Annotated in this window: 17 protein-coding genes; 3 read left to right on the top strand and 14 right to left on the bottom strand. The window is 68.8% G+C overall.

The annotated features are described in order from the left end of the window. Nucleotides 1-81: 81 nt before the first annotated feature. The 13 genes from BN1193_RS02375 to prmC all read right to left on the bottom strand — a co-directional run bounded on the left by BN1193_RS02375 (nucleotide 82) and on the right by prmC (nucleotide 11,198). Nucleotides 82-837: a YaaA family protein gene (locus BN1193_RS02375; RefSeq protein ID WP_040163793.1), complete on the bottom strand. Its 756-nt coding sequence runs from the start codon at nucleotides 835-837 to the stop codon at nucleotides 82-84. A 64-nt stretch (nucleotides 838-901) separates the two neighbouring features. Further along, nucleotides 902-1,162 carry a F0F1 ATP synthase subunit epsilon gene (locus BN1193_RS02370; RefSeq protein WP_040163791.1) on the bottom strand — a complete coding sequence of 87 codons (261 nt, stop codon included), beginning with the start codon at nucleotides 1,160-1,162 and terminating at the stop codon, nucleotides 902-904. Nucleotides 1,163-1,164: 2 nt separating this feature from the next. Next, nucleotides 1,165-2,610, bottom strand: coding sequence for a F0F1 ATP synthase subunit beta (gene atpD / locus BN1193_RS02365; protein ID WP_040163788.1), 1,446 nt, complete (start codon nucleotides 2,608-2,610; stop codon nucleotides 1,165-1,167). 23 nt (nucleotides 2,611-2,633) lie between these two features. Beyond that, nucleotides 2,634-3,530, bottom strand: a complete 897-nt coding sequence (locus BN1193_RS02360) for a F0F1 ATP synthase subunit gamma (protein ID WP_040163786.1) — start codon at nucleotides 3,528-3,530, stop codon at nucleotides 2,634-2,636. Nucleotides 3,531-3,548: 18 nt separating this feature from the next. Beyond that, complete coding sequence (gene atpA / locus BN1193_RS02355; protein ID WP_040163784.1) at nucleotides 3,549-5,192, bottom strand: F0F1 ATP synthase subunit alpha; 1,644 nt, start codon at nucleotides 5,190-5,192, stop codon at nucleotides 3,549-3,551. Between the two features lie 55 nt (nucleotides 5,193-5,247). Beyond that, a complete protein-coding gene (locus tag BN1193_RS02350) occupies nucleotides 5,248-6,039 on the bottom strand; it encodes a F0F1 ATP synthase subunit delta (protein ID WP_040163782.1) in 792 nt (263 codons plus the stop codon). Next, nucleotides 6,039-6,584, bottom strand: a complete 546-nt coding sequence (locus tag BN1193_RS02345; RefSeq protein WP_040163781.1) for a F0F1 ATP synthase subunit B — start codon at nucleotides 6,582-6,584, stop codon at nucleotides 6,039-6,041. Before BN1193_RS02345 ends, BN1193_RS02350 begins: the two co-directional genes overlap by 1 nt. A gap of 28 nt (nucleotides 6,585-6,612) precedes the next feature. Then, nucleotides 6,613-6,852: an ATP synthase F0 subunit C gene (gene atpE / locus BN1193_RS02340; protein ID WP_040163779.1), complete on the bottom strand. Its 240-nt coding sequence runs from the start codon at nucleotides 6,850-6,852 to the stop codon at nucleotides 6,613-6,615. A 46-nt stretch (nucleotides 6,853-6,898) separates the two neighbouring features. Beyond that, nucleotides 6,899-7,705, bottom strand: a complete 807-nt coding sequence (gene atpB / locus BN1193_RS02335; protein WP_040163778.1) for a F0F1 ATP synthase subunit A — start codon at nucleotides 7,703-7,705, stop codon at nucleotides 6,899-6,901. A gap of 143 nt (nucleotides 7,706-7,848) precedes the next feature. After that, nucleotides 7,849-8,421, bottom strand: a complete 573-nt coding sequence (locus BN1193_RS02330; RefSeq protein WP_230206380.1) for a hypothetical protein — start codon at nucleotides 8,419-8,421, stop codon at nucleotides 7,849-7,851. After that, nucleotides 8,418-9,584 (bottom strand): MraY family glycosyltransferase, encoded by a 1,167-nt coding sequence (locus BN1193_RS02325; RefSeq protein WP_040163776.1) that lies wholly within the window; start codon nucleotides 9,582-9,584, stop codon nucleotides 8,418-8,420. The genes BN1193_RS02330 and BN1193_RS02325 overlap by 4 nt, the downstream gene beginning before the upstream one ends. Further along, on the bottom strand, nucleotides 9,581-10,282 hold the full coding sequence (locus BN1193_RS02320; protein ID WP_040163775.1) for an L-threonylcarbamoyladenylate synthase: 702 nt from the start codon (nucleotides 10,280-10,282) through the stop codon (nucleotides 9,581-9,583). The genes BN1193_RS02325 and BN1193_RS02320 overlap by 4 nt, the downstream gene beginning before the upstream one ends. 52 nt (nucleotides 10,283-10,334) lie before the next feature. Continuing rightward, nucleotides 10,335-11,198, bottom strand: coding sequence for a peptide chain release factor N(5)-glutamine methyltransferase (gene prmC, locus BN1193_RS02315; protein ID WP_040163774.1), 864 nt, complete (start codon nucleotides 11,196-11,198; stop codon nucleotides 10,335-10,337). A 128-nt stretch (nucleotides 11,199-11,326) separates the two neighbouring features. On the opposite strand from prmC, the gene cysK reads away from it, so the two are divergent. Both cysK and epsC read left to right on the top strand, forming a co-directional pair. Continuing rightward, entirely contained in the window at nucleotides 11,327-12,265 is a 939-nt protein-coding gene (gene cysK / locus BN1193_RS02310) for a cysteine synthase A (protein WP_040163772.1), read from the top strand. A gap of 106 nt (nucleotides 12,266-12,371) precedes the next feature. Further along, nucleotides 12,372-12,941 (top strand): serine O-acetyltransferase EpsC, encoded by a 570-nt coding sequence (gene epsC, locus BN1193_RS02305; RefSeq protein WP_040163944.1) that lies wholly within the window; start codon nucleotides 12,372-12,374, stop codon nucleotides 12,939-12,941. A 172-nt stretch (nucleotides 12,942-13,113) separates the two neighbouring features. Here epsC and BN1193_RS02300 read toward each other — a convergent pair whose 3' ends face one another. Next, nucleotides 13,114-13,326, bottom strand: coding sequence for a hypothetical protein (locus BN1193_RS02300; RefSeq protein ID WP_040163771.1), 213 nt, complete (start codon nucleotides 13,324-13,326; stop codon nucleotides 13,114-13,116). A gap of 54 nt (nucleotides 13,327-13,380) precedes the next feature. Between BN1193_RS02300 and BN1193_RS02295 the strand changes: the two genes are divergently transcribed. Further along, entirely contained in the window at nucleotides 13,381-14,778 is a 1,398-nt protein-coding gene (locus tag BN1193_RS02295) for an amidase (RefSeq protein WP_094770226.1), read from the top strand. The last annotated feature ends 1 nt before the right edge of the window (nucleotide 14,779 follow it).

Here is a 14,779-nt window from a genome sequence, read left to right as displayed (position 1 = left end):
GCTCGTCCAATCCTAGCCTCATCTGGGCGACACTCCGATGATGCCTCACAACCGCGGCTCCCGTGCCCCGAGCGGAATCGATCAGCCGGCCACCGGCTGTTCGGCGATCAGCTGCAACTCGCCGCCGTGCTCGCGCAGCGGAACATCATGCCGCTGCGCCCAGCGCAGCAGCGCGCCGCGGGAGGAGACGGAGGGACGCGACAGCGCCAGCGCGCGGACGAGTTCCCCCTTCGCGTGCTTGTTGAAGTGGTTCAGGGCGCGAACCGTGCCGTCGGCCGAGCGGGCCACGACCCGCAGGTACGCGGCGTCGGGAACCGGGCCGAGGGCGACGTAGGCCTCGGAGCGCAGATCCAGCACGAAGGGCTCCCCGGACTCCGCCAGCGCCGTCCCCGCCGGCGCGGCCCACAACCGCTTCAGCGGCGGGAGACCGGGAACCGCGGTGCCGGCGCTGAGCCGGTAAGCGGGGATCTCATCCAGCGCTCCCACCGGGCCGAAGGGTGCGGAGTGCACCACCGCGTGCGAACCGAGCCAGTTCCGCGCCGCGCGTGGCAGAGATGCCGCGTCGAGGGCGTCGTAGAGCACGCCGGTGTACCGGTCGATCGCGGGCATCCCGGGCGAGCTGCGCAGCGCTGCGTTCACCGCGATCTCGCCGCGCTGGCGCTCGCTGAGCTTCAGCACGCGCGCGGCGAGACCGGCGTCGGTGGACAGCGCCACCAGCGCGTCCACCGCCTGCTCGCGCTGCGGTGCCAGTTCAGGAAAGCGCAGCGCGCCGGTACCCCAGACGGGACCGGTGCCGCCGGGACGCTTGGTCTCCGACGGCGGCAGCAGGATCAGCATTCTTCCTCCGGGACGACGATGCGCCGGTGGGCATCAGCCCACCGGCGCATCGCGGTGATGTGTGTCAGGCGGCGATCGCAGCGTGGCCGGCGACGATCGTCAGGTCGGAGCCCTCCATGGAGAGGAATCCGTCCCGCGCCTCGACGGCGATCTTCGTGCCGTCCGTGCCCGTGATCCGGACCTGGCCCTCCGCGAGGATGGCCAGCACCGGCTCGTGACCGGACATGAAGCCGATCTCGCCCTCGACGGTCTTGGCGACGACGAGCGAGGCCTCCCCCGTCCAGACCTCCGCGTCGGCGGAGACGAGCGTCACGTGCAGCGCCATGATCAGGCGTTCTCCTTCTGGATCTGCGCCCACTTCTCCTCGACGTCGGAGATGCCACCGACGTTGAAGAAGGCCTGCTCGGCCACGTGGTCGAAGTCACCCTTGACGATCGCGTCGAACGACTCGATGGTCTCCTTCATCGGGACCGTGGAGCCCTCGACGCCGGTGAACTTCTTGGCCATGTAGGTGTTCTGCGAGAGGAACTGCTGGATGCGACGTGCACGCGACACGACGACCTTGTCCTCCTCGGAGAGCTCATCGACACCGAGGATCGCGATGATCTCCTGCAGTTCCTTGTTCTTCTGCAGGATCTGCTTCACGGCGGTGGCCACGCGGTAGTGGTCCTCACCGACGTAGCGCGGGTCCAGGATGCGGCTCGACGAGGTCAGCGGGTCGACGGCCGGGTACAGACCCTTCGACGCGATCTCACGCGAAAGCTCGGTGGTGGCGTCGAGGTGGGCGAACGTGGTCGCCGGAGCCGGGTCGGTGTAGTCGTCGGCGGGGACGTAGATCGCCTGCAGCGAGGTGATCGAGTGACCGCGCGTCGAGGTGATGCGCTCCTGCAGGATGCCCATCTCATCGGCCAGGTTCGGCTGGTAACCCACGGCGGAGGGCATGCGGCCCAGCAGCGTGGAGACCTCAGAACCGGCCTGCGTGAAGCGGAAGATGTTGTCGATGAACAGCAGCACGTCCTGGTTCTGCACATCGCGGAAGTACTCCGCCATGGTCAGAGCGGACAGGGCCACGCGCAGACGCGTCCCCGGCGGCTCGTCCATCTGGCCGAAGACGAGGGCGGTCTTGTCGAAGACACCCGCCTCTTCCATCTCGTGGATCAGGTCGTTGCCCTCACGGGTGCGCTCGCCGACACCGGCGAACACCGACACACCACCGTGGTCCTGCGCGACGCGCTGGATCATCTCCTGGATCAGGACGGTCTTGCCGACACCGGCACCACCGAACAGACCGATCTTGCCACCCTGCACGTACGGGGTGAGCAGGTCGATGACCTTGATGCCCGTCTCGAACATCGTGGTCTTCGACTCGAGCTGGTCGAAGTTCGGCGCCTTGCGGTGGATCGGCCAGCGCTCGGTGATCTCGATGGTCTCGCCCGGCTCGAGGTTCAGCACGTCACCGGTGGCGTTGAACACCTTGCCCTTGGTGACGTCGCCGACCGGAACCGAGATCGGTGCACCGGTGTCGCGAACCTCCTGGCCGCGGACCATGCCGTCGGTCGGCTTCAGCGAGATGGCGCGAACCAGGTCGTCGCCGAGGTGCTGAGCGACCTCCAGGGTGATCTCGCTGCTTTCGTCACCGATGGTGATGGTGGTCTTCAGCGCGTTGTAGATGTCAGGAATCGCATCGTGCGGGAACTCGATGTCGACGACCGGACCCGTGACGCGTGAGACGCGCCCGACGACCGCGGTCTTCTCCGTGGCGGTGGCAGTCATTGTCTTCTCTTTCGTGATGAGGTCTAGTTGGCGAGAGCGTCCGCGCCGCCGACGATCTCGGCGATCTGCTGGGTGATCTCGGCCTGACGAGCGTTGTTGCGCAGCCGGGTGTAGTCGGTGATGAGCTTGTCCGCGTTGTCGCTGGCGGACTTCATCGCCTTCTGCGTGGCCGCGTGCTTGGCGGCGGCCGACTGCAGCAGCGCGTTGTAGATGCGGCTCTGGATGTACACCGGCAGGAGGTTGTCCAGCACCGTCTCGGCGTCCGGCTCGAACTCGTACAGCGGGTACACCTGCGTGGTATTCGCGTCGTCGGCCTCGGCCTCGGCGATCTCCAGCGGGAGCATGCGCACGTTCTCCGGCTGCTGCGTCATCATGCTGACGAAGCGGTTGTAGACGAGGTGGATCTCGTCCACGCCGCCCTCGGCGGCGTCCTTGCGGAACGCCTCCAACAGGGTGTTCGCGATGGCCTCGGCCGTGTCGAACGACGGCGAGTCGGTGTCACCGACCCACTCCGCGGCCGCTTCCATCCGACGGAACTGGAAGTACCCGACGGCGCGGCGGCCGATGAGGTAGTACACCGGCTCCTTGCCCTCGGCGCGCAGCATCTCGCCCACCTCGAGACCCTCACGGAGGATCTGCGAGTTGAACGCGCCGGCGAGGCCTCGGTCAGCCGCGAAGATCACGACCGCAGAGCGGGTGATCGACTCGGGCTCACGCGTGAGGACGTGGTCGACGTTCGAGTGCGTCGCGACGGCGGACACCGCGCGGGTCACGGCCCGGGCGAAGGGCGTTGCCGCCTTCACCCGTGCCATGGCCTTCTGGATGCGCGAAGCCGCGATGAGCTCCATCGCCTTCGTGATCTTCTTGGTCGTCTGAGCAGACTGAATCTTCTGCTTGTAGACCCGCAGTTGTGCGCCCATACTCCGTCTCCGTCGGGCTTACGCCCGGCGACCCTTGACGATCTTCTCCTGGTTCACGTCTTCGGCGTGGGCCGCCGCGAACTCCTCGTGACCGGGGTGGTTGATCGCGGTGCCCTTGCCACCGTTGAACTCCAGGATGAACTTGTCCGTGACGGTGCCGAGCTCGGCGACGGTGTCGTCGTCCAGCACGTTGGTGTCGCGGAGGCGGTCCAGGATCGTGGTGTTGCGGCGGACGTAGTCCAGCAGCTCGCGCTCGAAGGTCAGGACGTCCTCAACCTCGATGGTGTCGAGCTTGCCGTTGGTGCCGGCCCAGATCGAGACGACCTGCTCCTCCACCGGGTACGGCGAGTACTGCGGCTGCTTCAGCAGCTCGGTCAGACGCGCACCGCGCTCCAGCTGACGACGCGAGGCCTGGTCCAGGTCGGACGCGAACATCGCGAAGGCCTCGAGCGAGCGGTACTGCGCCAGCTCCAGCTTCAGCGTTCCGGAGACCTTCTTGATCGACTTGACCTGAGCGTCACCACCGACGCGGGACACCGAGATGCCGACGTCGACGGCCGGACGCTGGTTCGCGTTGAACAGGTCCGACTGCAGGAAGATCTGGCCGTCGGTGATCGAGATCACGTTGGTCGGGATGTACGCCGAGACGTCGTTGGCCTTGGTCTCGATGATCGGCAGACCCGTCATCGAACCGGCGCCGAGCTCGTCGGACAGCTTCGCGCACCGCTCCAGCAGACGGGAGTGCAGGTAGAAGACGTCACCCGGGTAGGCCTCGCGTCCCGGCGGACGACGCAGCAGCAGCGACACGGCGCGGTAGGCCTCGGCCTGCTTCGACAGGTCATCGAAGATGATCAGGACGTGCTTGCCGCCGTACATCCAGTGCTGGCCGATGGCCGAGCCGGTGTAGGGGGCGAGGTACTTGAAGCCGGCCGGGTCGGAGGCCGGGGCCGCGACGATGGTCGTGTACTCCAGCGCACCGGCGTCCTCGAGCGCGCCCTTCACCGAAGCGATGGTCGAGCCCTTCTGGCCGATGGCGACGTAGATGCAGCGAACCTGCTTGTTGACGTCGCCGGATTCCCAGTTGGCCTTCTGGTTGATGATCGTGTCGATCGCGATGGCCGTCTTACCGGTCTGGCGGTCACCGATGATCAGCTGACGCTGACCACGGCCGACGGGGATCATCGCGTCGATGGCCTTGATGCCGGTCTGCATCGGCTCGTGCACCGACTTGCGCTGCATGACGCCCGGAGCCTGCAGCTCCAGCGCGCGGCGACCCTCGACACCGGCGATCTCGCCGAGACCGTCGATCGGGTTGCCCAGCGGGTCGACGACGCGACCGAGGTAGCCGTCGCCGACGGGAACGGAGAGGACCTCACCCGTGCGGGTGACTTCCTGACCGGCCTCGATGCCGGAGAACTCGCCGAGGACGACGACACCGATCTCGTGCTCGTCGAGGTTCTGCGCGAGGCCCAGCGTGCCGTCGCCGAAGCGCACGAGCTCGTTCGCCATGACACCCGGAAGGCCCTCGACGTGCGCGATGCCGTCGGCGGCGTCGATGACGGTGCCGACCTCGGTCGCACCGGCGCCGGGGGTCTCGTAAGCGTCGACGAACTCCTTCAGCGCGTCACGGATGACGTCGGGGCTGATAGAGAGATCTGCCATTGTGTTCCTTCGTTCAGTGGGGCGCTGCCCCGAAGTTCGCCGCAGGTGCGGGAAGTCAGTGGGTGCCGACCAGCTTCTGTCGGACGTCGGCCAGGCGCGAGGAGATCGAGCCGTCGATCACGTCATCGGCGATCTGCACGCGCAGTCCGCCCACGACGGTGGGGTCGACGACCGTGTTCAGCGAGACCTGGGTGCCGTACTTGGCGCTCAGGGCCGTCTGCAGGCGCGAGGCCTGGCCGTCGGTCAGCGGTGCGGCCGTGACGACCGTGGCCACCGTGCGTCCGCGCTGGGCGGCGACCGTCTTCATCGCACCGTCCAGCAGCTGCCGGACACGGCGATCGCGCGTTTTCTGCACCAGGGACGAGACGATCAGGCGCGTCGCGGGCGCGGCCGAGGCGAGCAGCTTCTCAGCAAGCGTCGACTTCGCCGACGCCTGCCCGAGGCTGCCGTTCAGCGCGAGCTCGAGCTCCGGGTTCGCCGCCACGGTGCGCGAGAACGAGAACAGCTCGCCCTCCACGTCCGTGTTCGGCTCCGCCTTCGCCGCGGCACGCGTGGCGAGCTCCGTGATGCCGTCGACCAGGTCGGCGGCATCGGACCAGCGCTGTCCGGCGACGGTCGTGAGGACGTTCACGGCCGGCGCACCGAGCGCCGCACCGAAGACCGCCTTCACGACCTGTTCGCGCGCGGCCACGGGCGCTGCGGAGTCCGACAGGGCGCCGCTGAGCTGCGTCGAGCCGCCGATCGCCTGCGCGGCTGCGAACAGGTCGCGCGCGGCATCGAGGTCGAGCTGCTGGGCGTCCAACGCCGTCACCGACGCCGCGAGAGCCTGAGTGGTCGCGCTGCCCATCAGTGGTTCGCCTTCTCGGAAGCCTCGAGGTCCGCGAGGAACCGGTCGACCACGCCGTTGGCCTTGCTGTCGTCGGCGAGGGTCTCACCGATGACGTTGCCGGCCAGGTTCAGCGCGAGCGAGCCGACCTCGCTGCGCAGGGAGACGAGAGCGCTCTGGCGCTCGGCCTCGATCTGCGACGACGCGGCGGTCTGGATGCGCGCGGCCTCGGTGTGGGCGGTGTCCTTCGCCTCGGCGACGATCTTCTTGCCGTCCTCACGGGCGGCATCGCGGATCTCACCGGCTTCCTTGCGGGCTTCGGCGAGCTGCGCGGTGTACTCCGCGAGAGCCGCCTCGGCCTGGCGCTGGGCCTCGTCGGCCTTGGCGATGTTGCCCTCGATGGCGGCGGAGCGCTCATCGAGCAGCTTCGCCATCTTCGGAAGCGCGACCTTCCAGACCACAACGAGGATCACCACGAAGCAGACCAACGACCAGACGATGTCATAGGTCGCCGGCAGCAGCGGGTTGTGCTCCTCCGCCGCGGCAGTGACAAGAGCGTTCAGCATCCTGTCTCCTTACGTTGTGAGAGGCGGATCACTTGTAGCCGAAGATGAATCCGGTCGCGATGCCGATGAAGGCGAGGGCCTCGGTGAAGGCGATACCGATCCACATCATGACCTGCAGGCGACCCTGCAGCTCGGGCTGGCGGGCGACGCCCTCGATCGTCTTGCCGACGACCAGACCCACACCGATGGCGGGGCCGATGGCGGCGAGACCGTAGCCGACCGTAGCGATCGAACCGGAGACCTCGGCGAGAACCGTAGTTGCGTCCACGGGTTTGTTTCCTTTCGGTTGGGTGAGCCGGCGTGTGCCGACCCGCTCAGTGCTCTTCCGCGACCGCGAGCTGGATGTAGACCGCGGTGAGGATCGTGAAGACGTACGCCTGGAGGAAGGCCACCAGGAGTTCGAACAGGGTGTAGGCCAGACCGGCTGCGAGGGTGCCGACTCCGAAGAGCGAGAACCAGCCACCGGCCGTGAAGAGGAAGAACTGCGTCGCGCTGAAGAACAGCACCAGCATCAGGTGACCGACGAGCATGTTCATCAGCAGTCGCAGCGTGAGCGTGACGGGACGGATGATGAAGGTGGAGAGGAACTCCAGCGGGGTCACGATGATGTAGAGGAACGGCGGGACGCCGGCCGGGAAGAGCGAGTTCTTGAAGAAGTTCTTCGGGCTCTTCTTGATGCCGGCGTAGATGAAGGTCACGTACGAGACCACCGCGAGCACCAGCGGGACCGCGATGATCGACGTGCCCGGCAGGTTCAGGAACGGGATGACACCGGTCAGGTTCATGAACAGCACCATGAAGAACATGGTGGTCAGGATCGGCAGGAAGCGGTTGCCGTCCTTGCGACCGAGGAGGTCGTGCGCGATGTTGACGCGGACGAAGTCCAGGCCCATCTCGACGAGCGACTGGAAGCGACCCGGCACCACCCGCATGCGACGCGTCCCCAGCACCAGGATCAGAACGACGACGATGGTCGCCAGGAACTGGATCAGGTGGATGCGGTTGATCTCGAAGATCGTGCCCTGGAAGAGGAGGCCTTCGGGGAAGAAGTCATCCAGCGACGGCGGGTGGAATCCACCATCGTTGGCGAACGGGGCGGCGATCAGACTCGCGGCATGCATCAAAAGTGCGGCTCCAACTTCGGGGCACCGGGGAGATCCGATACGACGATGGGTGAGACGGCGTCATCCGCGGCTTGCGGCGCGCACTTCGGCGCACTCGCGAGCCAGGGGAACGGGGTCAGCCTATCAAGGATTCGTGCTGGTCAATAATCCGCTGGACGCTGAGTGGGCCCCTCGTTCGGCGTGTCGGCCGATTCCTCGGGCGTGACATGGTGCACACTCTCCTGCTCCCCCGCGACGTGATCCGCGGCGTCGTCCTGCTCCAGCGACTCCTCGCCGGGCAGGTCGATGTCCGAGACGTACGGGATGCGCATCTTGGTCATGACGATGACGTCGACCACGAGCGTGGCCAGCACGCCCACCACGAGTGCGACGAAGAAGACCATCGGCGCCATCCACGGCTGACCGCGCAGCAGCATCAGCGCCACGATGAAGATCACGAACTTGACCAGCCAGCCGCCCAGCACGATCGCGAAGAACAGTGTCGGGTAGAGCGGGTCGCCGTTCCACCGGTTCGCGATGAGGATGCTCGCCCCGGTGATGCCGAGGAAGAGGAAGGCCAGGACCACGCCGATCAGAGCGCTGACGAGTCCGGACGGGCCGGCCACCAGGAAACCGACGACGGCACCGACGACGGCGAGCGCGGCCGTGACCAGCGCACCCACGGTGAGCACGCGACGCAGGACGGGATTGCTGGCGACGGGAGCGGGGGTCATGGGCGGGCCTCCAGGGCTCGAGAGCGCCGCGCACGTCGCGCGGCGGTGGACGGGATGACGGTGACGATCAGGCACGCCACGACGCCGACGGCGCCGAACGCGATGCCCAGCCAGTAGCTGCCGGGCCAATCCTCTCGCACCGCGATGTACATGAGCAGGACGGACAGACTGATCACGGCCGTCCACGCGTAGAACACGATGACGGCGTCGCGGTCGGAGTGACCCAGATCGAGCATGCGATGGTGCAGGTGCTTGCGGTCCGGAGAGAAGGGACTGCGACCGGCGCCCATCCGGCGGACGACGGCGAGCAGGAAGTCCGTCAGCGGCAGCACCACGACGATCACCGGCAGCAGGATGACCGGCAGGAAGGCGCCGACCAGCTGCGAGCGACCGAAGACCTCGGGGTCCAGCATCTCCGGCGTGATCTGCCCGGTGATGGCGACGGTTCCGGTGCCGAGCAGCAGACCGAGCAGCAACGCACCGGAGTCCCCCATGAACAGCTTCGCGGGGCGCCAGTTCAGCGGCAGGAACCCCGCGCAGCCGCCGATCACCAGTGCGGTCAGCAGCGAGGCCAGGCTGAAATTGCCCGTGGATCCGGTGTCGCGCACGAGCAGGTAGGTGTAGGCGAAGAAGACGCCGCCGGCGATCAGTCCCGTGCCCGCGACCAGTCCGTCCAGACCGTCGATGAAGTTCACGGCGTTCATCACCGTGACGATGATGATCATCGTCACCACGATGCTGAGCCAACTGGAGCCGATCCAGACGCCGCCGAACGGGACGGACAGGATCTGCAGTCCGCCGCCGATCGTGATGATTCCGGCCGCGATGAACTGCACGCCGAGCTTGAGGAACCAGTCCAGATCCCAGACGTCGTCGGCCGCGCCGACCGCGACGATCAGGGTGGCGGCGACCAGGACGGACAGGATCGGTGCCGGGTCCGCCCAGAGGATGGCGAAGTACGGGTTCGCGGCGGTCGCGAGGGCCGCCAGCACGATCGCGAGGTAGATCGCGATGCCGCCCAGGCGCGGCGTCGGAGTCTGATGAACGTCCCGCTCACGGATCCCGGGGTACAGCTTGTAGCGCATGCTCAGCTGCCACACCCCCCACGACAGCACCAGGGCCAGCGCTCCCGTCAGCAGGATCGTGAAGAGGTACTGCCTCACGCGTCGTCGCTCTCCACCGGGTCCGCCTCCAGGAGGTCGCCGAGGACCTCACGCAGGCGGGCACGGGAGACGGCGCCCTCGCGGAGCACCCGGACGATCCGCCCGTCCTCCCCCGTCTCGGCTCCGGAAGCGAGGGCGGTGGCGTCCACGATCGTGGAACTCACCCCGCCGACGCTCGGGCCGCCGTCGAGATAGACCGCGATCGAGTCGCCGAGCATGTCGATGGCCTCACCGACGGCGACGGCCGCCGGATGCGTGGTGAGGTTGGCGCTGGAGACGGCCAGCGGACCGGTCTCCACGAGAAGTTCGCGTGCGATCGCGTCGTCCGGCATGCGGACAGCCACGGTGCCGCGCGTCTCACCCAGATCCCAGCGCAGTGCAGGCTGCGCGGGCAGGACGATCGTGAGCCCACCCGGCCAGAACGCCTCGACGAGCGCGTTCACCTCCGCCGGAACATCGCTGACCAGAGCGGTCATCGCCGCGACGGAGCCGACCAGTACGGGCGGCGGCTGATTGCGTCCGCGGCCCTTGGCGTCGAGCAGTCGCTGCACGGCGGCGGGACTGAAGGCGTCCGCCCCGACGCCGTAGACGGTGTCCGTGGGCAGCACGATCAGCTCGCCCCGGGCGATCGCCTGTCGGGCCTGGCGCATGCCGGGCAGCAGCTGGGACTGATCGGAGCAGTCGAACACGGGTGACATAGCCGCTCCAGTCTAGGGCTCCGGGCCGTGCGAACCCGGAGAATCGGCCCCGTCAGGGACGGATCGCGGTCGTCGCGCGGTCGCGGTGGGTGAGGTCGGGGTGCGTCGCGGCGGCGAGCCACCCGTCGGCGGTCAGGATCTCGCGGATCGCCTCCCCCTGCCACTCCCCGTGTTCGAGCACGAGCGTCGCGCCGGGTCGCGCCAGCCGCAGCCCCACACGGCTGATCACGCGCACGGCGTCGAGTCCGTCGGCGCCGGAGTACAGCGCTTCGGCCGGATCGTGCAGGCGGACCTCCGGATCGCGCGGGATCGCGTCGTCCGGGACGTACGGCGGGTTGGAGGCCACGACGGCGACCGTGCCGGCGAGATCGTCCAGGGCGTCGGCGAGGTCCCCGTGCCGGAGTTCGAGATTCGTCACTCCGGTCTCGGCGATGTTGCGCGCGGCCCAGGCGTGCGCCGCCTCGGACCGCTCCACGGCGTACACCCGCGCGTACGGGACCTCGGTGGCCATCGCGAGCGCGATCGCTCCGGATCCGGTGCCGAGGTCGACGGCGATCGGTTCCGGATCCGGCGTCGCGGCGAGGGCGTCGATGGCGAACTGCGCGACGATCTCGGTCTCCGGTCGCGGGACGAACACCCCCGGTCCGACGGCGAGCTCGAGGTGGCGGAACGGCGCGCGGCCGGTGAGGTGCTGGAGCGGTTCGCGTGCCGCACGGCGCGCGACGAGTTCCGCCAGGCGGGCGCTCTGCCGGTCGTCCAGGGCGAGATCGGTGATCACCGCAGCCTGCACCTGCCCGCGCGTGCGGTCGAGCACGTGACCGGCGAGCAGTTCCGCGTCCACGACGGGGTCCGGGACGCCGGCCCCGGCAAGCGTCTCCGCCGCGGATTCCAGGACGGCGCGCAGGGAGGAGCTCATCCCTCCAGCCTATTCGTCGCGCGGGTTCGCTCCGTCGCGGGGCGTCACAATTCAGCCGCCCGGAACAGACGCGCCGTATCCTTTGGGCCACATGCGGGAGGGACCCGCCCGGAACGAAAGAGGCCACCATGCCCGGCATCCACGCCGACATCACGTCCGCCTTCGGCAACACGCCGCTGGTGCGTCTGAACAAGCTGACCGCGGACACCGACGCCGAGGTCCTGGTCAAGCTCGAGTACTTCAACCCCGGTTCCTCGGTGAAGGATCGCCTCGGCATCGCCCTGGTCGACGCCGCGGAGGCCTCCGGCGAACTGCCCGCCGGCGGCACGATCGTCGAGGCGACCAGCGGTAACACCGGCATCGCGCTCGCGCTGGTCGGCGCGGCTCGCGGCTACAAGGTCATCCTCACGATGCCGTCCTCGATGTCCGTCGAGCGTCGACTGCTGCTGAAGGCCTTCGGTGCCGAGCTCGTCCTGACCGACCCGGCCAAGGGGATGAAGGGTGCGGTCGAGGAAGCCGAGCGCGTCGTGTCCGAGACCGAGGGCGCGATCCTGGCCCGCCAGTTCGAGAATGCCGCGAACCCGGAGATCCACCGCCGCACCACCGCCGAGGAGATCCTCCGCGACACCGACGGCCAGGTCGACTACTTCGTCGCGGGCATCGGTACCGGCGGCACCATCACCGGTGTCGGCGAGGTCCTCAAGGCCAAGGTCCCCGGCGTCACGGTCGTGGCCGTCGAGCCGAAGGACTCCCCGCTGCTGAGCGAAGGCACCCCCGGTCCGCACAAGATCCAGGGCATCGGCCCGAACTTCGTCCCGGCCATCCTGAACCGCGACATCATCGACGAGGTCATCGACGTCGAGTTCCCGGACTCGCTGACCACCTCCCGGGCCCTGGCCGCGCAGGAGGGCATCCTCGCCGGCATCTCGGCCGGGTCCGCCGTCTGGGCGGCGCTCGAGATCGCCAAGCGCCCGGAGGCCGCCGGCAAGCGCATCGTCGCGATCATCCCGGACACCGGTGAGCGCTACCTGACGACGGCCCTGTTCGAGGACCTCCGCGAGGACTGACTCCCTCCCTCGAGACACCCAGGCACGTCCGGAACTCCCCGCAACGCGGGGCGTCTCGGACATGCCTGGGTGTTTCGCGGCGTGGAAGGATGGGTGCGTGAGCGACGTGACGGTGTGGGGGCGCGTGCGGGAGGACCTGCGCGCGGCGCGGCTGCGCGACCCGGCCGCCCGAAGCTCGCTCGAGATCGCTCTGCTGTACCCGGGGTTGCACGCCATCTGGGCGCATCGGGTGTTCCACTGGCTGTGGCAGCGCGGTTTCCGCTTCCTCGCGCGGGCCGGTTCCCAGTTCGTCCGCTTCCTGACCGGCATCGAGATCCACCCGGGCGCGACGATCGGACGCCGGTTCTTCATCGACCACGGCTCCGGGGTCGTCATCGGCGAGACGGCCGAGGTCGGCGATGACGTGATGCTCTACCACGGTGTCACTCTCGGGGGCCGGACGCACGACTCCGGCAAACGTCACCCCACGCTCGGCGACGGTGTCGCGGTGGGTGCGGGGGCCAAGGTCCTGGGTCCGATCACGATCGGTGCTCGCTCGGCGATCGGGGCGAACGCCGTCGTCACGAAGGACGCTCCGGAGGACTCGGTCCTCGTCGGTGTTCCGGCGAAGTCCCGCTCCCGCCGCGCCGGTGAGGACACCCGTGCGCTGCTCATGGCGCCCGAGTACATGATCTGAGCCCCGCCCGCCGGGTCCGGAGCCATCCGGTTCTGCAGGATCCATTCGGTTCGGCAGCATCCGAGGACGTCGGCAGGAAGGCCCACCGCGGGAATCGACGGAATGACCTCCCGGCGTTCCTGCGCAACCCGGGACTTCCTGCACAACCCGGGGAGGCCCCGACCCATGAGCCTCAGGACTCGGCAGAGCCGTCCTTGCCCCGCGCCTTGCGGATACGGCTCAACCACCCGGACGTGGCGATCGCTCCACCGACTCCACCGCCGGCCGCCATCCCCGCCGCACGGCCCAGGAACTGGGCGTTGCACTTGTCGCACAGCGTGCGGGTCGCGGTCCGATGACCGCCGTTGCGCAGGCGGCCGTTGCACTTGTCGCATCTGCCGTTCATGCCCTCACCCTCTCACGATGTCGCGGGTGCGCACAGGCACCCTAGGCTCAAGACGTGACCCGGATCCACGACCTCAGCACCGTCGACATGGCCGCCGCCGTCCGCACCGGTGAGCTGTCCGCGACCGAGATCACGGCGCACTACCTCGATCGCATCGACCGCCTGAACGGCGGGCTCGGCGCATTCGTGGAAGTCACGGCGGACGCCGCTCGAGCCCGCGCCGCGACGACACTGCCGAACGGCCCGCTGACCGGCGTGCCGTTCGGTGACAAGGACCTCGTGGCCCGCGCCGGTGTGCCCACCCGCTACGGCTCGCGCGCGTTCGCGGACCATGTGCCGGAATCATCTGATCCACTCGCCGCCGCGCTGGACCGCACCGGGGGCATCAGCCTCGGCAAGACCACCACGCCGGAGTTCGGTCTCACCGGTTTCACCGAGCCGCGGATCGGTCCGTCCGCGCGCAATCCCTGGGACACCACCACGGGCGCCGGCGGCTCGAGTGGTGGCGCGGCGGTCGCGGTCGCGGCCGGGCTCCTCCCCTGGGCCCCGGCGTCCGACGGCGGGGGGTCGGTCCGCATCCCCGCCGCGACGTGCGGTGTCGTCGGGCTGAAGCCGTCGCGCGGTCGACTGCCGATCGGCGCCGGTCTGGACACGTACGACGGCCTCTCCGTGAACGGTCCGATCACCCGGTCCGTCGCGGACGCGGCATTCTTGCTCGATGTCCTGGTGGGGCTCGCGCCGTCGCACCGCGCGGTGACGGCACCGGGGTCCGGACCATTCATTCACGCCGTGAACTCGCCGATCGCCGACCTGCGCATCGGCACGACGCTGGTCACACCGTGGGACGGTGACGTCGCGATCGAGCTCGACCCGGCGGCCGCCGCGGCCGTGTCCTGGGCGAGAACGGTCCTGGACGGTGCCACCGCGGGCGTGACCGACGCACCCTGGCGGCCGCAGGGCTATCCGACGCTGTTCCGCACCCTGTGGCGGGCGAGCGCTGCCATGCTCCCGCTCGATGAGGGCGCCCTGTCGATCGTGGAACCACTGACGGCCTGGCTCGCCCGCGAGGGCCGGGCTCTGCCCGCACGGACGCTGGTGTCGACGTTCGCACGGGCGCGCGCCTTCGAGCGCGCCACGATCGCGGCGTTCGCGGACTATGACGCGGTGCTCACGCCCGCCCTGGCGATGTCCCCGCGTCCCCTCGGCTGGCACGCCACCGATGATCCGGAGCGCACGTTCGATCAGCAGGTGGAGTACGCGCCGCACACCAGCTGGGTCAACGTCGCCGGTCTCCCGGCGATCACGGTTCCGGTGCTCCCGGACGGCACCGGGCGTCCGTGGAGTGTGCAGCTGGTCGGCCGTCCCGGCGGGGAAGCCACGATCCTCGCCCTCGCCGCGACGCTGGAATCGGCACGCGGCATTCTCCCTCATCCGGCGGCGTGGACCGCTTGAA

The sequence above is a fragment of the Microbacterium gorillae genome (genome assembly GCF_000826185.2).
In the GTDB taxonomy this organism is placed as follows: Bacteria; Actinomycetota; Actinomycetes; order Actinomycetales; family Microbacteriaceae; genus Microbacterium; species Microbacterium gorillae.
Note: the sequence above shows the minus strand (reverse complement) of the source record. Positions and strands in the feature narration are given on the sequence as shown.